Annotated in this window: 21 protein-coding genes; 7 read left to right on the forward strand and 14 right to left on the reverse strand. The window is 71.2% G+C overall.

All coding sequences use genetic code 11. The annotated features are described in order from the left end of the window. Positions 1-142 precede the first annotated feature (142 nt). On the reverse strand, positions 143-1,033 hold the full coding sequence (locus tag CLV67_RS14165; protein ID WP_106318357.1) for an SCO6745 family protein: 891 nt from the start codon (positions 1,031-1,033) through the stop codon (positions 143-145). Between the two features lie 77 nt (positions 1,034-1,110). Further along, positions 1,111-1,965 (reverse strand): LysR family transcriptional regulator, encoded by an 855-nt coding sequence (locus tag CLV67_RS14170; RefSeq protein ID WP_106318359.1) that lies wholly within the window; start codon positions 1,963-1,965, stop codon positions 1,111-1,113. A 70-nt stretch (positions 1,966-2,035) separates the two neighbouring features. On the opposite strand from CLV67_RS14170, the gene CLV67_RS14175 reads away from it, so the two are divergent. Together CLV67_RS14175 and CLV67_RS14180 are read left to right on the forward strand one after the other, a co-directional pair. Further along, positions 2,036-2,632 carry a short chain dehydrogenase gene (locus CLV67_RS14175; RefSeq protein WP_106319070.1) on the forward strand — a complete coding sequence of 199 codons (597 nt, stop codon included), beginning with the start codon at positions 2,036-2,038 and terminating at the stop codon, positions 2,630-2,632. 55 nt (positions 2,633-2,687) lie between these two features. After that, entirely contained in the window at positions 2,688-2,951 is a 264-nt protein-coding gene (locus CLV67_RS14180) for a hypothetical protein (RefSeq protein ID WP_106318361.1), read from the forward strand. Positions 2,952-2,958: 7 nt separating this feature from the next. Here the strand turns inward: CLV67_RS14180 and CLV67_RS14185 are convergent, their stop codons facing one another. Then, on the reverse strand, positions 2,959-3,540 hold the full coding sequence (locus CLV67_RS14185; protein WP_106318363.1) for a TetR/AcrR family transcriptional regulator: 582 nt from the start codon (positions 3,538-3,540) through the stop codon (positions 2,959-2,961). Between the two features lie 63 nt (positions 3,541-3,603). Between CLV67_RS14185 and CLV67_RS14190 the strand changes: the two genes are divergently transcribed. Beyond that, positions 3,604-4,608: an alpha/beta fold hydrolase gene (locus CLV67_RS14190; protein ID WP_106318365.1), complete on the forward strand. Its 1,005-nt coding sequence runs from the start codon at positions 3,604-3,606 to the stop codon at positions 4,606-4,608. Between the two features lie 4 nt (positions 4,609-4,612). Here CLV67_RS14190 and CLV67_RS14195 read toward each other — a convergent pair whose 3' ends face one another. Further along, a complete protein-coding gene (locus tag CLV67_RS14195) occupies positions 4,613-5,851 on the reverse strand; it encodes a metal-dependent hydrolase (RefSeq protein WP_170153850.1) in 1,239 nt (412 codons plus the stop codon). Positions 5,852-5,921: 70 nt separating this feature from the next. Here CLV67_RS14195 and CLV67_RS52680 point away from each other — a divergent pair, with 70 nt between their 5' ends. Further along, positions 5,922-7,442: a serine/threonine-protein kinase gene (locus CLV67_RS52680; RefSeq protein WP_203737016.1), complete on the forward strand. Its 1,521-nt coding sequence runs from the start codon at positions 5,922-5,924 to the stop codon at positions 7,440-7,442. Between the two features lie 102 nt (positions 7,443-7,544). Here the strand turns inward: CLV67_RS52680 and CLV67_RS14205 are convergent, their stop codons facing one another. The 3 genes from CLV67_RS14205 to CLV67_RS14215 all read right to left on the reverse strand — a co-directional run bounded on the left by CLV67_RS14205 (position 7,545) and on the right by CLV67_RS14215 (position 11,249). Beyond that, positions 7,545-8,825, reverse strand: coding sequence for an APC family permease (locus CLV67_RS14205; protein ID WP_106318370.1), 1,281 nt, complete (start codon positions 8,823-8,825; stop codon positions 7,545-7,547). Between the two features lie 61 nt (positions 8,826-8,886). Beyond that, on the reverse strand, positions 8,887-9,534 hold the full coding sequence (locus CLV67_RS14210; protein WP_106318372.1) for a response regulator transcription factor: 648 nt from the start codon (positions 9,532-9,534) through the stop codon (positions 8,887-8,889). After that, positions 9,522-11,249 (reverse strand): sensor histidine kinase, encoded by a 1,728-nt coding sequence (locus tag CLV67_RS14215; protein ID WP_170153851.1) that lies wholly within the window; start codon positions 11,247-11,249, stop codon positions 9,522-9,524. Before CLV67_RS14215 ends, CLV67_RS14210 begins: the two co-directional genes overlap by 13 nt. 147 nt (positions 11,250-11,396) lie before the next feature. On the opposite strand from CLV67_RS14215, the gene CLV67_RS51060 reads away from it, so the two are divergent. Further along, positions 11,397-11,705, forward strand: coding sequence for a hypothetical protein (locus CLV67_RS51060; protein ID WP_146169124.1), 309 nt, complete (start codon positions 11,397-11,399; stop codon positions 11,703-11,705). A 46-nt stretch (positions 11,706-11,751) separates the two neighbouring features. Here CLV67_RS51060 and CLV67_RS14220 read toward each other — a convergent pair whose 3' ends face one another. Continuing rightward, positions 11,752-12,525, reverse strand: a complete 774-nt coding sequence (locus tag CLV67_RS14220; protein ID WP_106318376.1) for a hypothetical protein — start codon at positions 12,523-12,525, stop codon at positions 11,752-11,754. A 152-nt stretch (positions 12,526-12,677) separates the two neighbouring features. On the opposite strand from CLV67_RS14220, the gene CLV67_RS14225 reads away from it, so the two are divergent. After that, positions 12,678-13,928, forward strand: a complete 1,251-nt coding sequence (locus CLV67_RS14225; protein ID WP_203737014.1) for a metallophosphoesterase — start codon at positions 12,678-12,680, stop codon at positions 13,926-13,928. Positions 13,929-14,703: 775 nt separating this feature from the next. On the opposite strand, the gene CLV67_RS14230 is transcribed toward CLV67_RS14225, so the two are convergent. Genes CLV67_RS14230 through CLV67_RS14255 form a run of 6 tightly spaced genes read right to left on the reverse strand, consistent with a single transcriptional unit; the run spans position 14,704 to position 21,455 of the window. Then, the gene (locus CLV67_RS14230; RefSeq protein ID WP_106318380.1) at positions 14,704-16,479 is read right to left on the reverse strand and encodes an alpha/beta hydrolase domain-containing protein; all 1,776 of its coding nucleotides are present in this window, start codon (positions 16,477-16,479) and stop codon (positions 14,704-14,706) included. Positions 16,480-16,496: 17 nt separating this feature from the next. Then, positions 16,497-17,777, reverse strand: coding sequence for a sodium:proton antiporter (locus CLV67_RS14235; RefSeq protein WP_106318382.1), 1,281 nt, complete (start codon positions 17,775-17,777; stop codon positions 16,497-16,499). 4 nt (positions 17,778-17,781) lie between these two features. Further along, positions 17,782-18,642 carry a shikimate dehydrogenase gene (locus CLV67_RS14240; RefSeq protein ID WP_106318384.1) on the reverse strand — a complete coding sequence of 287 codons (861 nt, stop codon included), beginning with the start codon at positions 18,640-18,642 and terminating at the stop codon, positions 17,782-17,784. Next, positions 18,642-19,649, reverse strand: a complete 1,008-nt coding sequence (locus CLV67_RS14245) for a DctP family TRAP transporter solute-binding subunit (RefSeq protein WP_106318386.1) — start codon at positions 19,647-19,649, stop codon at positions 18,642-18,644. Before CLV67_RS14245 ends, CLV67_RS14240 begins: the two co-directional genes overlap by 1 nt. Before the next feature lie 16 nt (positions 19,650-19,665). Further along, positions 19,666-20,946 carry a TRAP transporter large permease gene (locus CLV67_RS14250; RefSeq protein ID WP_106318388.1) on the reverse strand — a complete coding sequence of 427 codons (1,281 nt, stop codon included), beginning with the start codon at positions 20,944-20,946 and terminating at the stop codon, positions 19,666-19,668. Continuing rightward, positions 20,943-21,455 (reverse strand): TRAP transporter small permease, encoded by a 513-nt coding sequence (locus CLV67_RS14255; protein ID WP_106318390.1) that lies wholly within the window; start codon positions 21,453-21,455, stop codon positions 20,943-20,945. Before CLV67_RS14255 ends, CLV67_RS14250 begins: the two co-directional genes overlap by 4 nt. A gap of 212 nt (positions 21,456-21,667) precedes the next feature. Between CLV67_RS14255 and CLV67_RS14260 the strand changes: the two genes are divergently transcribed. Then, a complete protein-coding gene (locus tag CLV67_RS14260; protein WP_203737009.1) occupies positions 21,668-22,441 on the forward strand; it encodes an IclR family transcriptional regulator in 774 nt (257 codons plus the stop codon). Positions 22,442-22,446: the final 5 nt, after the last annotated feature.

A 22,446-nucleotide genomic window follows, 5' to 3' on the forward strand; every position in this document is an offset into this window, starting at 1 on the left:
TCGTTCAGGCTGACCTCCAGCTCATTCTTGCCGGCAATTGCGAGGAGGCGGCCGAGTAACGCTGGACCGCTGGAACGGCTGGGAGATCGCCGACACCATTCTCGACCGGCCTCGCACCACGATCGCTGAGCATCGGAAACGGTCAGCCGGCCGTGGCGGCCCTCAGTGCACCGGACGCGACGACGGCGCGGCTCAGCGGCCGGGCCAGTTCGGTGAAGCGCAGGCAACCGTCGACACCGAGTGCCGTGTAGGCGGGCGCGGCGAGCCGGTCGGTGGCCGCCTCGATCCACGCCCTCTGGGCGCGGCCGCGGTCGGTCAGGGCGGGCTCGTCGCCGTCGACGAGTCCGCGTCCGCGCAGCCGGTCGGCCGCCTCGGCCCACTGCTCGTCGCTCCAGCCGCGGCTGCGCTGCAGGAACCGGCGCGGCACCTCGCCGGAGGCGACGTGCAGGACCAGCGCCTCCAGCCCGGTCAGTCCGGCCAGCAGCAGGGCGGCCACGTGGCCGTCGCCGCGGAACTCGCGCAGGATCGTCTGGGCGTGCCAGAGGACGAGGTGGGGGTGGTCGGGCCAGGGCAGCGCGGCGTGCGCGGCGAAGATCGGGCGGCCCTCCGGGTTACCGGCGACGGACTCGGCGGCCCGGCGGGCCAGGTCGGCCGCCTCGCGGATCTCCGGGGTGTCGACCAGTCCGCCGAAGGCCCGGCTCAGCGCGGCTCCGGCGGCCTCCGTGCGGGCCGCCAGCACGGCCGCCGGTGTGGTCCGCTCCCAGGCCGCGGGCAGCGCCCGGGCGACCAGCGCCGGGTTGAAGTTGAAGAACGCGGCGACCACCGGGGCGGGTCCGACCGGTCCCATGGCCGCAGCCCGGGACGCGAAGTACCCGGACCGCGCGTCGATGCCCAGTGCCGCGTAGCGCTCGTGGGCCTCGGGCGCGAAGTAGATCAGCCCGTGCAGCGCCTCCGCCGACCGCCAGGCCTGGCGCACCACGCCCGGGTCGAGCACGGACGGTTCCTGCCAGTGGACCTCTGTCGTATCCGTCATCACGCCCGCTTCCCGCCGACAATGTTACCGACGGGTAGCTTCGCATGGCGGAACTGCTCCTGTCACGACCCGCCCTGTCACGACCCGCCGACGGCCTTCCGCGCATGGTCGGCGAACGCCTCGGCTGCCGGGTGGGTGGGCACGAGCGGCCGGAGCAGCCGGACGGTCACCGCTCCGGCGTCCGTGATGGGCAGATAGCGGACTCCGGGATGCGGGTGGCTGTGCCCGGTGCCCTCCGTGGTGACGCCGAGCGCCTCACCGATGGCGATCACGGTGAGCCACTCGTCGACGCCGTCCACCTCGACGATGTGCGGCTGCCGGCCCCGCACCCAGAATCCCGCCGTCGTCGCCGCGGTGGAACAGACGACCACCGGGTGATCGGCGAGGTCCGCCAGGCGCACACCGCCGGACAGCATCAGCGGATGCCCGTCCGGCACGGCGACCAAGCGGTCCTCGCTGTACAACTCCTCCGCGATCACATCGCCGTCCGGAGCTGGCATCGTGCGCACGACCGCCATGTCCAGCTCTCCGCGACGCAACGCCGCCTCGGGGTCGTCACGGCGGTACAACCGGACCGGAGTCTCCGGAAACCGCTCACGCCATGCGCGCAGCACGGCGGTCGTCCGTTCGCCGAGCAGCGCCCAGGCGAACCCGACACGCAGCGGGCGGGGCCCCGTGGCGGCCTGTGCCAGGGCGTCGTCGACCTGGTTGAGGATCGCGTGGCTGCGTTCGTGCAGGACCCGGCCGGCGTCGGTGAGTGCCAGGCGGCGGGTCGTACGCTCCACCAGCGGCGTGCCGATGCGGCTCTCCAGCTGCTCGAGGGTGCGCGAGAGCGCGGGCTGGCTGATCCGCAGCAGTCGCGCCGCGCCGCTGATGGTTCCCACGTCACCGATGGCGACCAGCGCCCGCAGGTGCCGCAGCTCCACATTCATAACCGGCAAGCATAGATGGCGTCATGAACGGCATTTCCCCGTCGCCGCGTCCGTACCTAGCGTGAGCGGCATGCGGATTCTTCTCGCCGGTGCCACGGGCACCCTCGGCACGTACGTTGGCAAGGAACTTGCCGCTCGCGGCCACGACATCCTGGCGGTCGCGCGCCGCAGCGGCGACCTGCGGTACGACATCACCGACCCGGCCCAGGTCAGCGCCATGTACGAGCGGGCCGGCCGGGTCGACGCGGTCGTCAGCACCGCCGGCCACACACCGTTCAAGGCGATCACCGAGCTGACCGCCGAGGACTATCTGGCGGCCTATCGCGGCAAGGTCGCCGGCCAGATAGAGCTGGTACGCCAGGGCCTCGCCCGGATCGGCGAACGCGGATCCTTCACCCTGATCAGCGGCGTGCTGGCCCGCGAGCCGATCCCGTCCGGCAGCGCCGCCTCGATGGCCAACGGCGCCCTGGAGGCGTTCGTGCGGGCGGCGGCCATCGAGATCGCTCCGCAGCGGATCAACGCGGTCAGCCCCACGGTCTTCACCGAGAGCCTCGGCACCTACGGCGACTACTTTCCCGGCATGGAACCGGTTCCCCTGGCCCGGGTCGCGCAGGCCTACGTGCGGTCGGTCGAGGGCGCACTGACGGGCCAGGTTTTCGTGCTGTGAGCAGGCTCCCCGCCCGCCACCTCCGGTCCGGGGGATTCCGCCGATGAAGTGAGCCGTGAAGAAGCCACGCATCGGCGATCGCAACCTCGCGATGACGGCAGCTCTGGGCGCCGTCCCGATCGCGCTGGCCGCCTTCGTCATCCAGGGCACGGTCCAGACGTCCAGGGCGGCCGACGAGCAGCACGGGGCGCTCGCCGTAGACCTGCTCTTCGCCGAGGTCCGCAACGCCGTCTCGATGCAGGAGGTGCACCTGCGCCACTACGAGAGCGGCGGCGGTGGTGTCGCCTGGCACGAGCCCCGCTCGATCGTGGCGGCCTGACCGTCACCTATCGCAGAGTGCGGCGCAGGAGGTCGATCAGGTACCCGGCGGCGGCCGCGGTGTCGAAGGCGGGATCCGTGAGGCTTTCCGAGACGATCGCGTCCAGGGCTCCGTTCATGATCACCGCGGTCAACCCGGGGTCGACGTCGGCCCGGTAGTCACCGGCGTCACGGGCCGCGGCGATCAGTGCCGCCACCGACTGCCGCCGGCTCGGGGCGCCCGGGGTGTCGTCGACAGCCGGAGCCTCCACGATCGCCTCGACGATCATGCGGGTGTGCGCCGGATTCTCGGCCAGGTAGCCGACCATCGAGCGGATGTACGCCTCGACCGCAGCGGCACCCGACTGGGCTGCGACGGCCGCTCCGACGCGTGCGGTCAGACCCTCCAGCACCGAGTCGTAGGCGGCCCGGACCACGGCGTCCTTCGACGGGAAGTGGTACAGCACGGCGGCCTTCGAGATGCCCGCAGCCTCGGCTATCCGGGCCAGTGACGTGCCGGCATAGCCGTGCCGGGCGATCAGGTCGATGGTCACGCCGATGAGCTGGGCACGGCGGGCCTGCTCGGTGAGGGTCAGAGGTTTCGCGGGCACCGCACCACCGTACCGATAACCGCTCGGTTGGAAAATCTACCGCGTGGTCAGTAGTCTGACCGTATGGTTAGGACGACGGCACGGAAGATCGGAAACTGGCTGCGCCGGCGCCGCCGCCCGCTCCTCTGGGCGGGGACCGTCCTCATGGTCCTGCTGGCCAGCGGCGCCTACGCGCTGCGCGACCCGGCACCGGTCGGCTACTTCACCTCGGCCGCGGCGCACGACCGGTTCCTCGCCACCTATCGCGAGGCGATGGCGGAACTGCCGGCCCCGGATCGCACACTCGACATCCGTACCGGGTACGGCGTCGTGCGCGTCTACCACTTCGACGGCACCGGCGAGCCGGATGCCGCACCGCTGCTGCTGCTGCCCGGGCGCGCCTCGGCGTCCCCGGTGTGGGCCGACAACCTGCCGTCACTGCTCCGGCTGCGCGACGTCTACACGGTGGACCTGCTCGGCGAACCGGGCCTCAGCGTCCAGCAACGCCCCATCACCGGCGACGCCGACCACGCGCGGTGGCTGCACGAGGTGCTCCTGGCACTGCCCGAGCCGCGGTTCCACCTGTTCGGCCTGTCGTTCGGTGGGTGGACGGCGATGAACCTGGCCCTGCACCAGCCCGCGAAGGTGGCCGGCGTCATCGTGCTGGACCCTGTGCTGACCTTCGCGGACCTGTCGGCAGCGGTGATCCTGCGATCGATTCCGGTTAGCGTACGGTGGGCGCCGCGCTCATGGCGCGACGACTTCGCGAGCTGGACCGCGAACGACGCACCGGTCGAGGACGTCCCTGTCGCCGACATGATCGAGCAGGGGCTTCAGGCGTACGTGATGAAGTTGTCCGCACCCACCCGGCCGGACCGGGACCGGCTCGGCCGCCTCGAACCGCCGGCCCTGGTGCTGCTGGCCGGGAAGTCCCGGATGCACGACGCCGCCGCAGCAGCCGCGTACGCCGGGGACGTGCTGCCGGCGGCCACGGTGAAGACCTATCCCGACGCCTCGCACGCGATCAACGGCGAATACCCCGACCAGATCGCCACCGATGTCGGGGCCTTCCTCGACGGGAAGGGCTGACCGGTCAGTCGAGCAGGTCTTCCCGCGGCGGCACCCACGGCGCCGGCAGACGGGGGCACTCGTCCTGGCCCGGGCCGACCTCGACCTCGGCCAGCCCGAGTCCCGGCTCGCGGTCGAAGCGCAGGTCGCCGACGATCCAGCCGTCGCCCTTCGGCACGACCCACGGCGCCCGGGCGAACTGGAGCAACGCGCCGACGGCGCAGTACTCGGAGCCGAGATCGGCCAGCAGGGTCGCGGGGATCGTCAGCTCGCCGGCCCAGTTCACCTCGTCGGTGGACGGCTGAGCGATCGGGGTGAGCCGGGCGGTCGGGTCGGGAGTGCCGCCCGGGTACATCTCGGCGCACCGGCGGGCCGGGATCCACCCGGGCGTCAGGGAGTGGAACGCGCGGCGCACGACGTACTGGTCGCCGGACCGCTGGACGGCCAGCACCTCACGGCACAGCGGGTCGGCGGGCATCGGCGTCAGGACTACGTCGAGGGTGCGGGTCTGCGGGAAGTAGTCGGTGAGCAGCGCCTCGAAGCGGCTCTCCGCGGTCCTCGAAGTGATCACGAACGTCGCGGTCAGCGCCAGCCAGGCGGCGACACCGGCAGCCAGCGCCACCCGCGGCGGCGCGAACCGGCTCGCCGCCGCGAGCCCCGCGGTCAGCACGGTCAGCAGGGCGGCCATCGACAGCGGCACGAACCCGCTGAACCAGCTCAGGCCGAGTCCAGCCGTCAGCACCAGGGCGATCAGGATGCGCCAGGTACGGCTGGGCAGCACGAACAGAAGCACCGAGCAGCAGGCCCAGAGCAGCGGCTCGATGATGAAGACGGCGTCGCCGTAGTACCAGCGGTTGTCGAGCGGCCAGAACGGGTGGACGCCGTAGTTGTTGGTCAGGTCGAGGGCGATGTGCAGCAGCGTCGCCAGCACCGACAGCCCGGCGAGGAACCAGGTGTCCGCCGGTCTCGGCGTGATCTTGCGACGCCACCACCACAGGCGTACGGCCAGGAAGAGCAGCAGCGACAGGCCGAGCGCGCCGGGGATGGTGTGGGTGTGGCCGCGATGGTGCAGCAGGTAGTCCAGCGTGGTGCCGGCCCACGTGGTGTAGAGGACGTCCGCGTCCGGCAGGTTGCCACCGACCACCATGACGGTGATGGCGACGGTCCGGCGGGCGCGGTCGCTGAGCACCGCCGACGGCGGCAGAGCCCGATGGACGGTCTCACCGACCATGACGCTGATCAGCGCGTGCGTCACATTGTCCATGTCCGGTGATCTTAGGCTCACGCTGATCGGAGCGTTTCCGCACCCGTACATGGGGGCATCGAAGCTCTCGATGAACCCCGGAGACCTGATGGACGGCCGGTTCCGGCTGCGCGGCCGGCTCGGCGCCGGCGGCATGTCGGTGGTGTGGCGTGCCCACGACGAGGTGCTCGGCCGTGACGTGGCGGTCAAGGTCCTCTCCCCCGGCCTGGCACGCGACCGGTCGCTGCTGGCCGACATCCGTGCCGAGGCGCGGGCGATCGCCCGGCTGCGACACCCCAACATCGTCGAGGTGTACGACTACGGCGAGGCCGGCACGCTGCCGTACCTGGTCATGGAGGTCGCCGAAGGCCGCACCCTGGCGCAGCTGCTCACCGCCGGGGCGCTGCCCTGGCAGACCGCCGTCGTGATCGGCACCCAGGTCGCCGCGGCACTGGCCGCCGCCCACGACCGCAACGTGGTGCACCGGGACGTGAAACCGGCCAACGTGGTCGTCTCCGGCGCCCGGGTGAAGCTGCTCGACTTCGGCATATCAGCGCTGTCCGGCGACGACGACCGCCGGACCGGTCACCTGCTGGGCACACCCGCCTATCTGGCGCCCGAGCGTCTCGAACACGGGGTGGTACGCCCGTCGACCGATGTGTACGCGCTGGGCCTGCTGCTCTACCGTGCGCTCGCCGGGCGGTTGCCGTGGGAGGCGTCGACCGCGACCCAGATGCTGCGGGCCCACCGCTACCAGGAGCCGGCCGTCCTGCCGCGCATCGCCGGGCTGCCGGCCGAGGTGGCCGACCTGTGCCGCCGCTGCCTGTCCAAGGACCCCGCCCGCCGCCCGGCCGCCGCCGAGGCCGCCGTGGCACTGGCCGCGGCGGCCGGCCTCGACCCGGTGATCCTCGCGCTTCCCGGCACGCCCGGCACCGCCCCCGTCCCCGCACCGGAGCGGCACACCCGGCCGGCGCCGACCGAGGCGGCCACCATGCCGGGCGGCGGCCCGCGACGGTCCCGGCGGGTCGCCGTCATGGGTGCGGCCGTGCTCGTGGCGGCCGGAGCGGCCGGCGCGGTGATGCTGCCCGACGACTCGCCCGGACCCACGACGCAGGCGCAGGCCGCCGCCCCGGTCCCGGCCGCACCGAGCACGGCCCCGCCTCGGCCGCAGTGCACGGTCGGGTTCGTCGTGGCAGCCGCCGACGGCCGGTTCACCACCAAGGTCAACGTGGCGAACTCCGGGCAGGTGCCCATCCCGGCCTCGTCGCTGACCTTCACCCTGGCCGCCGATCACCGGCTGGCAGGCGGAACCCCGGGCCGCTGGCGGCAGAGCGGCCGGACGGTCGCCGCCCGGGTCGCCGAACTCGCGCCGGGTCACGACCACACCGCGGTCGTGCGCGGCACCTACCGGGGTTCGAACACCCCGCCCGGCCACTTCAAGCTCGACGACACCGAATGCCGGATCACTCTGTCGGTGGCACAGACCGCCCCGCTGACCGCGTCCGCACCGAAGCCCGCGAAGGCCGAGCCGGCCAAACCGGCCCCGGCCGAGAAGAAGGTCAAGCCTCCGAAACCGAAGGACGAGGACGACGAGGACGACGGCGAGGAGTGACGCCACCGGGTCAGCGTGGCCCGTTGCGCTTGCGGAGCCAGACGAGCACGCCCGCGACCACCAGCAGCACCGGCAGGACGAGTCCCCACATCAGCAGACCGTTCATGTTCTACTCCCTGATCGGCGGCGCCAGCCCAGTTCGAGCGCGATGCTCAGCACCAGCACCCCGGCAAGGGTGACCAGTGAGGCCGGTTCGTGGATGAGCGTGGTGAAGGTGAAGGTCAGCAGCACGATGGCCGCCGAGCCGATGGCGAGGGTCAGGATCGCGGCGCTGGCGCCGGTCTCGGAGCGGACCCGGAAGTGGGCTGCGGTGATGAAGGTGAAGATGAGCAGGGCCACGGCGCTACCGATCGAGGCGATAGCGTCCAGGTCGAAGAACGCCGCCAGCAGCACGCAGGCCGCCGCCTGGATCAGCAGGCCGACCGAGGCGCGGCCGCCGAGGCGCCGGGCCATCAGCCCGGGGAACTGCCCGGTCTCGGCGAGCCGGTCGGACAGGCCGGCCGCCGGGTACAGGCCCGCGTTGGTGGCGCCCGCAGTGGCGAACAGCGCGGTGATCGCCATCAGCCAGTAGCCGGCGTCGCCCAGCGACGGCTGCGCGGCGACGGCCAGTGCCGTGTCGCCGGACTCGATCACCTGGTCGACCGTCAGGGTGCCGAAGACCCCCAGCGCGATGGCGACGTAGATGACCGTGGCGATGACCAGGGCCAGGTACATCGCCTTGGGCAGCTGCCGGGCCGGCTGCTTCAGATCCTTGGCCGTGAAGGTGATGATGCCGAAGCCGAGGAACGCGAAGAAGGTGAGCGCGACGCTGGAGATGATGTCGCGGAACGACGGGTAGCCGGAGAAGGCCAGCAGCGACGGATCCATGTTGGCGAGCGTGACCAGGGCGAACACCACGAGGATCCCGAGCACCAGGTAGACGATCACAGTCTGCGCCCGGGCGACGAGCGTCGAACCGGCGATGTTCACCACGGTCATCACCACGATGATCAGCACGGCGAAGGCCTTCGCCCAGACGGCGTTCTCGCCGGTGAACATGGCACTGGCGTAGCTGCCGAAGGAGACGGCCACCATCGCGGTGACGATGGCGTTGGCCGCGTACGTCAGCCACGCGGTGACACCGGTGACGTGCCCCGGCCCGAAACCCCTGGTCACGTATTCGAGGAGGCCTCCCGCGGAGGGGTAGCGGGCGCCGAGCCTGGCGAACGAGTAGCCCTGGAGCGCCGCGATGACACCGGCGATCAGGAACGACAGCCACACGGCCGCGCCGGCCACCTCACCGGCCGCGCCGAGCAGGGCGAAGATCCCCGCGCCGACCATTGCGCCGACACCGATGAACGCCGCCTGCCGTACCGTCAGGAATCGGGTTTGCAGGTCCGTCATGGCCTGAGTGTCGGTGTGGATCCGGCAACCGCCATCATCACCGGTGAATGAATTCGGCCGGTCAGCCGTTCCCGCGCAGCCAGGTCAGGACCGCCAGGACACGGCGGTTGTCGTCCTTGGCCCGTTCCAGCTGGAGCTTGCTGAGGATCATGGCGATGTGGCCCTCGACGGTCTTCGGCGCCAGGTAGAGCCGGCCGGCGATCGCGGCGTTGGAGCGGCCCTCGGCCATGTACGCGAGGACGGCCTGCTCACGTTCGGTGAGACCGCGGAGCAGTTCGGCGTGGCGATGGCGGTGCAGTAGCCGGGTGACGATCTCCGGGTCGACGACGATCTCACCGGCGGCTACCCGTCCGACCGCGTCACGCACGGCCTCGGCGTCGTCGACCCGGTCCTTGAGCAGGTAGCCGACGCTGCCGCCGAGGTCGAGCAGCCGTACCGCGTAGCCGGTCTCGCCGTAGGTCGACAACACCAGGACCCCGACCCGCGGGTGGGCGCGGCGCAGCCGTGCGGCCGCGGTGAGACCCTCGTCGGTGAAGGTCGGCGGCATCCGGATGTCGAGGATCACGGCGTCCGGCGCGGTCTCGGCGACCCTGCGGTCGAGGTCGGTGGCGTCCCCCGCCTCGGCGGCCACCTCGACGCCGATCTCGGTCAGCAGCCGGGCGAGACCGCCGCGGAACAGGGCTGAATCGTCACAGATCACGACTCGCATGGCAGCTCCAGGGTGAGTCGGGTGCCGCAGCCGGGTGAGCTGTCGACGTGCAATCGGCCGTTGAGGGCCGCCACCCGGTCGGCCAGCCCTGCGAGGCCTCCGCCCGGGGTCACCCGCGCACCCCCGGCGCCGTCGTCCGAGACGACCAGATCAACCCCTGATGTGGTACGCCGGAGCGCGACCCCGGCACGGCGGGCTCTGGCATGCTTCACCACGTTGGCCAGCGCTTCGCAGACGACGAAGTAGACGGCCGTCTCCACCATCGGGGGCAACCGCCCGGCGGTGTCGATCTCCACGTCGACCGCGAGTGGCAGCGACTCGGTCACCGCCTCGACGGCCGCGCCCAGGCCCACCTGCTCCAGGACCGCCGGGTGGATCCCGCGGGCCAGGTCACGCAGCTCCTTCAGCGCCGCCCGCAGTTCGGTGCGCGCCTGGCCGAGCACGGCCCGCGTCGCCGGATCGGCGGCGGCGTGGGCCCGGCCGATGGTGGCGGCCAGGGCCAGCAGGCGCTGCTGGGCGCCGTCGTGCAGGTCCCGTTCGACCCGGCGGCGTTCGGTGATCCCGGCCTCGACGATGCGGGTCCGGGACCGTTCCAGCTCCTGGAGCCGGTCGAGCAGGTCGGCGTGCAGGCGGGCGTTCTCCAGGCTCAGTGCGGCGGCGCGCAGTGCGGCGTCGACCAGGTCGGTACGGCGGTCGAGCGCCGGTTCCAGCAGCACCGTGGCCAGCGGCTCGCCCCGCGCGTCGGCGAGGTCCCGGCGTATCCGGCCGGCCTCCGGTGGCTGCTCGTAGGTGGCGTCGCCGTCGGTGTACAGCCGCCGCTCCGGCAGCCACACGTACACCGCGAGCGACGGATCCAGCAGCACCTGCCGCAGCGCGTCGCGAACCGTGTCGAGATCGGCCGGTTGCGGGATGCTCATCACGAGGTCGGCGACGGCGCTGCGGTCCAGCCATCGGCGTACCGCGGCGGCCCCGAAGGCGATCGGCACGGCCAGCAGCAGCAGGTTCTGCGGGGTGGCGAGGGCCGCGTCAAGATCGTTGGAACTCTCGGCGAGCAGCACCGACTGCGTGACGACATAGGCCAGCGCGACCGCGACAGCCGCAGCGAGCACCGGCCGCAGTTCGCGCCGCGCCAGGCCACGGCTGGTCGTGTACCGCCGGATGATCAGGCCGACCAGCACGGCGGGCAGCAGGATCGCGACGATCGCGTACACCGTGGTGATGGCCCTGGCCGCCGACATCGCCGTGACGATCGTGGGCCACCAGAACGTGTCGGGAAAACCGGCCTCGTCCGGGTTCCAGACCAGGTTGCCCGCGTAGTGCGGGACAAGCAGCGCGACGCACCCGGTGATCACGGCGATCCGGCTGATCCGGTCGGTGATCCGCACGCCGGGATAGCGCAGCAGGATCACCATCAGCAGGAGTTCGTCGAGTGGCCGGACCAGGACGGTCAGTGCCGGGAACGGCCCGGTCATCCGCGCGCCGAGGTCGTTCGACAGCCAGAGCAGCCCGGCTGCGACGAAGAGCCGGGCGTTGGGCCGCTGCCCGGGCTCCGTGCCGAGCAGCACTCCGGTGACCACCAGCCCGACACCGACCGTCGCGAACACCACCGAGGTCAGCAGGTACGGGGTGCCCACCGCCGGCAGTTCCAGCCACACCGCGTAGCCCGTGGCCACCAGGACGACCAGCGGGCCGCGTACGCCGCGAACCGGATGCATGCCGCTCAGGATCGGGGACCGCGCGGCAGGATCGGAAGAGGGATAACCCGGACGAGGCCGCCGGTGGGCGGTCAGCGGGAAAACCCGCATTCCGTTCCCGGGCAGGCACCGATGTGGCCGGCCGGGTGCGGCCACGAAGGTTTCGGCATGGCACAGTCGAATGTCTCCCGGAGAAGTCCCTGCCGCCGATGCGGCGGGCGGTACTACGTCAGCACCACCCATCTGGCCGCGGCGCTGCTCGCCACGGCCTCGGGACTCGGCGGTCTCGCGAAGTCGGTTCTGACCAGCGGCGCGCTGGAGCTGATCAGGAACGACCCGGCGGCCACGGGAACGGTGGTGCCCGACAGCCTGGACGTCTCGGCGCTGGCGTGGGCCGGGCTCGGCATGCTCGCCGCCATCGGCGTCGCCCGGCTCGGCGGTGGATACCGCTGCATCATCTGCGACACCCCGCGATAGCCGCCTCCCGGCCCGCCGTGACCTGTGGGTCCGGCGGGCCGGGCCGTCACCGCGGCTCGGTGACGGTGGCGATCAGCGCCAGCACGGAGGCGGCGTGGTCGCGGCGCTCGACCCGTTTGCCCGAGAGCAGCAACGCCGCCCGGCACGCCCGCGGTTTCGTGGCGACCAGGTCGCGCAGCACGTCCAGGGCCGCGACCCGGACCGGTTCGACGACGTCGACCGCGCGTTCGACCAGGAACGGCACGAACTCCGGCACCGGTCGGCGGCCCATCGCGCGCACCGCCCGCTCCCGCACGTACCCGTTGCGGTCCACGCTCGCCAGGGCGCACGCCAAGGGCGGAGCGCCGGGCACGACCGCCGCCGCGGTGAAGATCCGCAGCTGCTCGGTCAGGCTGCCGCGGCGGGCGTGGTGGAACAGTCCGTCCAGTACGAGCCGGTCGTCGCTCAGCCGCCGCAGCCCGAATCGCGCGGCGTCGCCGTCCAGCGGGGTCAGCTCGTCCAGGAGCCGCCGGGCGGCCCCGAGGTCCGGGCGGCGGGGAGCAAGCCCGGCCGGTAGCGGCGCCGCCGGAACCACCTCGTACGCGGTGGAGGTGTGTTTCTCCCAGGTATTGCCGACGGCTCGACGAGCCGCGCTGAGGAGAAGGTAGACGGCGACGGCTACGGCGATGCAGCCCGTGACGAGCAGCGGGTCGTCGACGGCGGCCACGTACAGGTCGATCGCGCCCCGGACCATGCCCGCGCCGATCGCGACGACGATTCCGCCGACGATGAGCCAGGCGATGACGTCGGTCGTGTCGAGACGGCGCAGCTTGCTGAGCATCCGCGGAACGTACCGGAGATGATCTTCACTACGTAGCGGGTTTCCGTGATGCCGGACGGGTGTGACCAACGCTACGAGTGGTGGTTCTCAGGGTTTCGACAGCGAGCCGCTGATAGCTTCGCCCGCAGTCGAGCGAAGGACCGCACCCCATCATGATCGTTATCGCCGTACTGGCGGCAGTTCTCGTCCTGGCCGTGTTCGGCGCGCTGAACTGGTACCTGTGGCGGCGGCTGGTGGCGGACACCACCGTGCCCGGTACCCGGTGGCGGCGGGCGGGGACCGCGCTGTTCGTCGCGGCGCCGGTGCTGGCCGTGGTGGCGATGACCGGCGAGTCGCTGCCGGTGCCGCTCGCGGTGAAGACCGTGCTGGCCTGGCCCGGCTACATGTGGATGGCGGTCTTCCTTTACCTGCTGCTCGCGGTGCTGGCCGGCGAGGTGGTCCGCCCGCTGCTGACCCGGCTGCTCAAGAGCCGCGCCGCCGAACCCGTGCCTGTGCCGGTGATGGCCGGGGCGGAGGGCGTCACCCGTACACCCGAGGTCGAGAAGGAAGACGACGAACCCGCCGCCGGACCGCCCGCCCTGTCGCGCCGCATGTTCGTCTCGCGGGTGGTCGGCGGAGCCGCCGCCGCGGCCGCCCTCGGCACCGTCGGCTACGGCACGGTGACCACCCTGAACGGCCCGTCGATCAAGCGGGTGACCGTGCCGCTGGCGAAACTGCCGCGCAGCGCCCACGGTTTCCGGATCGCCGTGGTCAGCGACGTGCACCTGAGCGCCATTCTGGGCCGCGGTTTCGCGCAGCGGGTCACCGACACGATCAACTCCACCCAGCCGGACCTGATCGCGGTCGTCGGTGACCTCGTCGACGGCGACGTCGACGAGCTCGCCGACTCGGTCGAACCGCTGCGCGGGTTGCGCTCGCGGCACGGCACGTTCTTCGTCACCGGCAACCACGAGTACTTCTCCGGTGCCGACGAGTGGGTCGAGAAGGTCCGTGAGCTGGGCTGGCAGCCGCTGGAGAACGCGCGGACCGCGATGCCCGCCTTCGACCTTGCCGGCGTCAACGACATCGCCGGCGAGGACTCCGGTGAGGGCCCCGACTTCGTCAAGGCGCTCGGCGATCGTGACCCGGCCCGGGCCGCGGTGCTGCTGGCCCACCAGCCGGTGGTGATCCACGACGCGGTCCGCTACGGCGTCGACCTGCAGCTGTCCGGCCACACCCACGGCGGCCAGATGTGGCCGGCCACGCTGATCGCCGACGCGGCGAACCCCACCCTGGCGGGCCTTGAGCAGTACGGCGACACGCAGCTGTACGTGAGTCGCGGCGCCGGTGCCTGGGGCCCGCCGGTCCGGGTCGGCGCGCCGTCGGACATCACGGTCGTGCAGCTGGCCTCGCGTCAGGCCTGACCGGCCCCTGACGTCTCATCGCCGTTCCGGCCGCGGGCTGTCCCTGGCGACGGTCTCGCGAAGCGGCCACCCGGCGCAGGCAATGCCACTGACGTGGTGACTTGCGGTCTACCGGTGGGCGCAGGTCACCACACTGCGGACCGGACCGCCACCCGTGGTGACCTGCGGCTCGCCAGTGGGCACAGATCACCACGCCGGCGCCGACACGCGGACGCGTGGTGACTCCCGGCTCGCCAGTGGGCACAGGCCACCACACTGCGGCCAGGCACGCGGACGCGTGGTGACTTGCGGTCTACCGGTGGGCGCAGGTCACCACACTGCGGACCGGACCGCCACCCGTGGTGACCTGCGGCTCGCCAGTGGGCGTAGGTCACCACGCAGGCGCGGGCTTGAAAACGGGTGGTGACTCCCGGCTCGCCGGTGGGCACAGGCCACCACACTGCGGACCGGACCGCGGACGCGTGGTGACTTGCGGTCTACCGGTGGGCGCAGGTCACCACACTGCGGACCGGACCGCCACCCGTGGTGACCTGCGGCTCGCCAGTGGGCGTAGGTCACCACGCAGGCGCGGGCTTGAAAACGGGTGGTGACTCCCGGCTCGCCGGTGGGCACAGATCACCACACTGCGGACCGGACCGCCACCCGTGGTGACCTGCGGCTCGCCAGTGGGCGTAGATCACCACGCTGCAGGGCGGCGTAGCGAGTTGCGGTGGATCGGACCGCGGGTCACCACGCGATTCGCGTGCGGTGACCCGCGGTCCGGGACATCGTGGCGTCAAGAACCGGAGAGCCGCTCGATCAGCGTGGCGGCGTAGCCGTCGAGGAGCGCGGCCTGGCCGCCGGTCACCGCTCCCCTGCGATGCAGCTGGGCGAGCTGGCCGCGGTAGGCGTCCAGCCACCGTACGGCCTGCGCGTAATGCAGCGCCCGGTGGGCCGGGTCGGTCTGGCCGCGCGCCACGGCGAGGGTCGCCCGGTCCAGGCTGTGCAGCAGCCGGTCGCCGCCACGCGCGTAGAGGAACGCCGTGTGGTCGCGCAGCAGCTGGGTGGACGGCTGGATCGGGAACTGCGCCACGTTGGCACACAGCTCCACGCACTCCAGGTCACGGCCGGCCAGGGACGCCCCCGCGTCGGCGAGCATCTCGCGGGCGTCGGCGGCCAGCACGTGCCCGTCGCGCAGGTTGTCGTGGACCGCCGCGGTGAACTGCCGCAGGTAGGTGCGCCGGTCGGGATACCGGGCAGTCAGGGTGGCCCGGTCGAACGGCAGGTGGGTTCCGTTGAGGAAACACAGCCCGGTCCCGCCGGGCGGGTTCTCGTTGACCCCGGTGTCGACGGCGACCGGCACCTGGAACGGCGCCAGGCGCAGCCCGCCGAGCGCGTTGCCGTGCCGGTCACGCTGCACGGTCAGGCCGTCGGCGCCCAGGGAGATCAGCGGCGCGACGGGTGGCGCGGACCGGTGCCGTGCCCATCGGGCCAGGTGATCGATCGACGCCGAAAGGGTGTAGCGGTCCGGGATGCGGCTGCGGCTGGGCCGCAAGCAGTTGTCCCGCAACGATGCGGTCGGCTGGTCGCGTTGCAGCAGGGCGTAACGCACGGCGAACGACGCCCAGTCGGAGTGCGACGTGCCGGCCACGGCCCAGGTACGCATCCGGCCGGTGTCGGGCTGCAGCGAGCTGATCTCGTTGGCGCCGGAGTTGGGCGGGGAGGCGAACTCGGTCTCGGACAGCACCTTGAACACGGGCATGGTGAGGTCGTCGCGCAGCCGCTCGCCGCCGACGTACAGCAGGGCGGCGTCGGCCACCGGGCGGGTGCGGGGCTGGATCGCGTTGGCGAACACCGAGACCCGGCCGGCGGACTGCGACACCCCGGCGGCGATCACGGTGCGGATCCGCGGTTGCAGACCACCGAGAACACCCGACTTGCGTACGGCCTGCAGGCCCTGTGCGTAGACGTCGAACGACAGGGGGTCACCGGTGGTGAGGGCGCCGCCGCCGGTGAGGTCGAGTTCGCCGTACCGCAGAGGATTGAAGGCCTTGAGGCCCAGGACCGGGTTGGTGATCGGGGCGCTCTGCGCGGTGATGCCGACCCACGCGTAGCCGTCGCGGAGCAGGAACTCGTGAGTGCGGAACCAGAGGGCCTCGACGTCGTACTGGCTGGTCGCGTTGAGCCATTCGACGACGACGGTGCCGTTGAACGCGGCCGGCCGGGCGGGACGGCGGACCACCATCCGGGTCCGGTACGGGTGACCGGCGGAGACGATGTTCGCGGTCGGTGAGGGTGTCGGCCGGGCGCCGATGCCGGGTGCCACGGTCGCGTCGTAGACGTTGGCCTCGCCGCTGTAGAAGTACTCCTGCTCCACGTATCCGCGGGCGGCCAGGTCGAGGTCGGTGGAGAAGAACGTCCAGTCGCTGCCGACCACGGACGGGATCGGCCCGGTGACCGCCGGGACGGGAACGGACGCGAGCGGTGGTGCCGCGTGGGCGACCGCCGCCGGCAGCGCCGCGAGTGCCGCCGTGACGAGTGCCAGGGATCGTGCTCGGATCTGCTGGAACATGCCGGCCTCCCTATGAGTCAGCGGAAGAACAGGAACGTGGTGGCCGTCAGCACCGGCAGCATGAGCAGCGTCGCGGTGGCGGCGTAGGCGAAGAAGTGCGGCATGGGTACGCCGCGGTGCTCGGCGACTTCCTTGACCATCAGGTTGGGCCCGTTGCCGATGTAGGTCAGCGAGCCCATCATCACGGCGCCGCACGCGATGGCGGCCAGGAGTTCGTTTCCGGTCGGGGCGGCGACAAGGGCGGCGAGATACTTCGGGTCGTCGACGCCGATGCCGAGCTGACCTGCAGCGACGGAGGTGAAGGCGAGGTAGGTGGGCGCGTTGTCGAGCGTCGACGACAGCGCCCCGGAGGCCCAGAAGTACTGCCAGGGCTGGTGTAGCCCGATGTCGGCGGCGTGGGTGTTGAGCAGTAGCAACGGCTGGGTCATGGTGACGAAGATCCCGGCGAAGATGACGGCGACCGACGCGATCGGGCCGAACGTGAAGTGGTTTCCGTCGTGGACGGCGCGGGGTGTGAGCCGGTAGGACAGGTAGCCGATCGCGCCGAGCGCCGCCTCCGGCACCCCGAACGGCACGGGGTGGGTGCCTTTGACCAGGAGTACAGCGACGACCGCGGCCAGCAGCGGCAGGTTGCGCTTCCCGGCGACGTGCAGCGGCTGGTGGGCGATGAGCTGGTCCATCAGTCCGGTGGCGCGGTCGCTCCGCTCCTCGCGGTTGACGAGGAACTGGTCGATCAGGTTGAACAGCAGGAGGAGGGTGCCGTTGACGAACAGCCACGGTCCCCAGAGCCGCAGCGTCCAGTCGAACGGCACCCCTTTGAGGAACCCGAGATAGAGGGGCGGGTCACCGATCGGGGTGAGCAGGCCACCCGCGTTGGCGACGATCAGGATGAAGAACACGACCAGATGTGCGCGGGTACGGCGTCGCGCGTTGGCACGCAGGAACGGTCGGATGAGCAGCATGGCGGCGCCGGTGGTGCCGATGACGTTGGCCAGCACCGCCCCGATGGCGAGCATGCCGGCGTTGGCCAGGGGTGTGCCGGCGAGCGAGCCGCGGATCTCGATGCCGCCGGAGATGACGAACAGGGCGGCGAGCAGGGACAGGAAGGACACGTACTCGGCGATCGAGTGGGTGAGCGCCTCAGCCTGCCCGGTCGTGAGCAGGTGGACCGTGGCCGGCACCGCGAGCGCCGCGACCACCAGCACCTTGTTCCTCAGGCGGCCCCACCAGTCGGCCGCGAACACCTCGAGCAGCGCGACGGCGGCCAGGAGCAACACGAACGGCGCCGCGCTCCACATCGGTTCAGCCGCCGGTGCGCAGCAGTTCGGCGGAGTCGGCGAGCATCGCGCCGGGGTCGGCGGGCACGCCGGTGAACAGTTCGAACGCGGCGACGGCCTGGTGGACGCTCATCGGCGCGCCGGGCAGGGTCGGTGCGCCGGCGGCGCGGGCGGCCTTGAGCAGTTCGGTGTCGGCGGGGCGGTAGACGAGGTCGGCGACCCACAGTCCGGGCCGCAGGTCGGCGGGGTCGACGGGGGTTCCGGGGTGGTGGGCCATGCCGGTCGGGGTGGCGTTGATGACGCCGTCGGCGCCGGCGAGCAGATCGCTCTGCTCGCCGGGGACGCCGGTGGTCACGCGTGCGGAGCCGAACCTGGCCGCGAGGGTGCGGGTGAGGATGTCGGCGCGGTCGGGGTCCACGTCGACGATCGTGAGCCGGGCCGCGCCGAGGGCGAGCATGGCGTGCGCGACGGCGGAGCCGGCCCCACCCGCGCCGAGCTGTACGACGTGCTCGCGCGGCGCGTGCGGGAAGTGTTCGGCGAAGCTCGTGCGGAAGCCGTACCCATCGGTGTTGTGGCCCTTGGTGGTCCGGTCGTCGAAGACGACGGTGTTGACCGCGCCGAGCAGCCGTGCCTCGGCCGACAGGTCGTCGAGGTGGCCGACGATGCTCTGCTTGAACGGGTGGGTGACGTTGAGCCCGCGGTAGCCGAGCAGGCGGGCCCAGCGCAGCAGACCGGGAAGGTCGTCGGCGTTCAGGCCGAGGTCGTGGGAGTCGATGGTGGTGTAGAGCAGACGGATCCCGTGCCGGGCGGCCTCGTGCTGGTGCAGCAGCGGGGAGTGGGACTGGCCGATGCCGGCACCGACCAGTCCGATCAGCACGTGACCCATCAGGCGGATGCCCGGATGCTCTGGTAGAGCTTCAGGTTGTCGCCGGTGTAGTGCTTGTTGAAGAACGCCTCGGCCTTGCCGATGAAGGCGGCCCGGTCGATCTGGTCGATCTCCACGACGGTACGGGTGGAGTCGGCGCGCCAGCCGGTGAGGACCTTCTCGGTCTCGTCGTCGACGCATTTGCGGTTCTCGGCGCGGATGTCGTGGACGGCCTTGGTGAGCGCGTCCTTCTGCGGCTGGCTCATCTTGTCGAGGGTCTTGTCGGAGACCACCACGAAGTGCACGCCGACCTGGTGGTTGGTGAGGCTGGCGGATTTGAGGATCTCGTCGAACTTCTGGGCGTGGGTGGCCACGACCGGGTTCTCCTGGCCCTGGGCGACGCCCTGCTGCAGGGCGAGGTACAGCTCCTCGACGGCGATGGCGACCGCGTTGGCGCCGAGCGCCTCGGCGTTGGCCAGGAACTGCGGGGTGTTCGGGAACCGGATCTTCAGGCCGGCCAGGTCCTCGGGTTTGCGGATCGGCTTGGTGGCGGTGAAGGTCCGCATGCCGAAGTACCAGGCGTCCAGGATGGTGGTGTTCGTGGCCGTGTTGAACTCGGTGAAGAAGTCCTTGCCGTTCTGGTCGACCCATTTGAAGAAGTGGTCGATGTCGTTGAAGGCGTAGGCGGCGTCCAGCACGCCGATCTTCGGGAAGGCGGTCGACATGGCCGAGCCGCCCTGCAGGTCGATGTCGATGTCACCGCTCTGCACGCCGGCGAAGCGTTCGGCGTCCGGTCCGAGCTGGCTGTTGGGGAACATGTCGATGGTGAGGTTGAGCTCCGCCTGGGCCTCGATGCGTTCCTTGAGCAGCTTCATGCCGCAGTGGAAGTTCGGTTGGGTCTCCGGCTGGGAGCTGCCGATCTTGAGGGCGAGGGTGGGGTTCGCGCCTTCCGGGGCGGGGGTGTTGCCGGCGGTGGTGCATCCGGCGGCGAGCAGAACGAACGTCAGGGCGACGGCTAGTCTTCTCATGACTTTCTCCCGAATCTCAGAATCCGAGCAGGTTGGGCAGCCACAGCACGACACCGGGAAGTGCGGTGACGACGATCAGGACCAGCAGCAGCGGTACGAGGAACGGCGCGACGCCACGGAAGATGACGTCGACCGGTTTTCCGGTGACCGAGCTGGTGATGTAGAGGACGCTGCCGACCGGTGGGGTGAGCAGCCCGATCATCAAGTTGATGATCATGACGACACCGAAGTAGATCGGGTCGATGCCGAACTCGATCGCGATCGGCAGCAGGACCGGCACCGTCACGAGGATGATCGCGGTGGCGTCGATCAGGCAGCCGAGCACCAGCAGGATGAGGTTCACCAGGATCATGAAGACCCACGGGTTGCTGGACACGCCGGTGAGGAACTCGGCGACGTCGCGGGACACGTGGGCCCGGGTGAGGATCAGCCCGAGCAGGGCGGCGGCGCCGAGGATGAGCATGATGCCGCCGGTGATGACCGCGGTCTCCCGGGCGGCCTGCACCAGCACGCGCAGCCGGGCCGTCCGGTAGAACACGCCGAGAATCAGCATGTAGAGGACCGCGACCGACGCCGCCTCGGTCGGCGTGAATGTCCCGGAGAGGATGCCGCCCAGCAGGATGACCGGGGTGAGCAGCGGGCCGACCGCACCGACGGAGGCCCGGGTGAACCGGGCCCGGTCGAACGGCACCGAGGTGAACTGGGGGCGGCGCGCGGTCCAGATGAAGATGTAGACGCACAGGCCGATGGCCATGGCGAAGGCGGGTAGCACCGAGGCGGCGAACAGCGCGCCGGTGGAGACGGTCGCGGTGGCCGCGTAGATGACGGCCGGGATGCTCGGCGGCATGACCGGGCTGATCAGCGACGACGCGGCGGTGAGCCCGGACGCGAAGCCGTGCGGGTAGCCGGCCTTGACCATCTGCGGGATCTGCATCTTGCCGAGGCCGGCGACGTCGGCGAGCGCGGAGCCGCTCATCCAGGAGAAGCCGACCGCGGAGCCGACGTTGACGTAGGCCAGGTTGCCGCGCAGCCGGCCCAGGGCGGCCAGGCAGAACTCGTAGAGCCGGTCGGCGATGCCGAGCCGGTTGGCCAGCACGCCGACGAGGATGAACAGTGGCACGGCCAGCAGCGGGAAACTGTTGAGACCGTCGAAGGTGGTCTTGAGCGCGAACCCGGCGGACCGGCCGTCGGCCAGGGCGTACCAAAGGCTGGGTCCGATGAAGGCGAGCCCGACCGGAACCCGGATGAACAGCAGCACGGCGATCGCGACGCCGACCATCCACAGTTCGAGGATCATCTCGCCTCCGCCGCGTCGAACGGGACATCCTCGTGGCCGGCGGCGAAGATCCGGACCACGGCACGGATGGCGCCGGAGGCGAATCCGATCAGCGGTACGGCGTACAGGATCCCGATCGGGATGCCGAGTGCGGCGGTACGGCGGCCGGAGTACGCCACGATCAGGTGGTAGGCCTCCCAGACGAGCATCGCGCAGATCACCGCCGTGCACGCCGCGGACACCGCCTTGACGACCGCGAACGCCCGGCCTTTGACCAGGTAATCGATGATCTGGATGGCGATGTGGCCGTTGTTGCCGATCAGGTAGCCGACCATGATGAAGGTCAGGACGATCAGCGAGTAGCTCGCCAGCTCACCCACGCCGGGCCAGTTGAGTGCGGGGACGAAGCGGCTGACCACCTGCCACAGCACGCTCACGAAGATCACGGCGAGTGCCACGACGGCGATCCACAACTCGACCGACCCCCAGGCGCGCAGGACCGCCGGTTCACGCCAGCCTTCCCTAGTCAACGAAAGCCCTCCGTCCGCTCAATGGACCACTAGTCGGACCATATGGACCGCTGTGTGGACTGCGTGTAACGTACGGGCGACCTGTTGTTCTGGCAAGAGTTCGAGTCCCGACCGTTACGGATGTGTGAATCCGGGCCGGGGGCGGGAGGATCGGGGCGACACGGCAGGATGGTCTGCGGCCGGACAAAGCCGACGCGAGGAGTGTGGGATCTGTGGAGTCGCCGGAGGCCGTCGACCAGCAGGGGGTGCGCAGCGTGCAGCGTGCGCTCGGGATTCTCGGCCTGCTGACCGACGACCGGCCCATCGTCTCGGTCCGCGACATCGTCGAGGCGACCGGGCTCGCCAAGACGACCGTGCTGCGACTCGTGTCGACACTGGAGCACAACGGCCTGCTCTGGGCCACCACGAACGGCTACATGGCCGGGCCCGGCCTGTGGCGGTGGGCGCACCTGGCCCGCAAGAGCTGGGAACTGCCACCGGAGACCCAGACCGGCATGCGCGAGCTGGCCACCCGCCAGCGCGAGACCGTCAACCTGTATGTCGCCCGCGACATCTACCGGGTCTGCGTCGCCCAGCAGGAGAGCCCGCAACCGCTGCGGCACGTCGTCCGCGTCGGCGACGAACTGCCGATGTGGGCCGGCGCCTCGTCCAAGGTGCTGCTGCGCGACGCCTCCCCCGGCCTGCTGGAACGCATCGCCAAGGGCTCCCCGCACGGCCCCGGCCACGCCGGCGTCATGCGCGAGTGGATCGACGCTGCCGCCGTCGCCGGATACGGCGAGAGCCATGGCGAACGCGAGGCCGGGCTGTCGGCGGTCGCAGCCCCGGTCCTCGGCCGCTCCGGCGGCGTCGTCGCGGCACTGGCGCTGAGCGGGCCGTCGATCCGGTTCACCCCCGACCGGGTCGCCGAGTTCGCCGACGACCTGAAGACGATGGCCCGGCAGATGTCCGAGCGGGGTTTCGACCGGCCGTTCGGCACGCCCGCCTGACCCGC

This window comes from Actinoplanes italicus (genome assembly GCF_003001815.1).
In the GTDB taxonomy this organism is placed as follows: domain Bacteria; phylum Actinomycetota; class Actinomycetes; order Mycobacteriales; family Micromonosporaceae; genus Actinoplanes; species Actinoplanes italicus.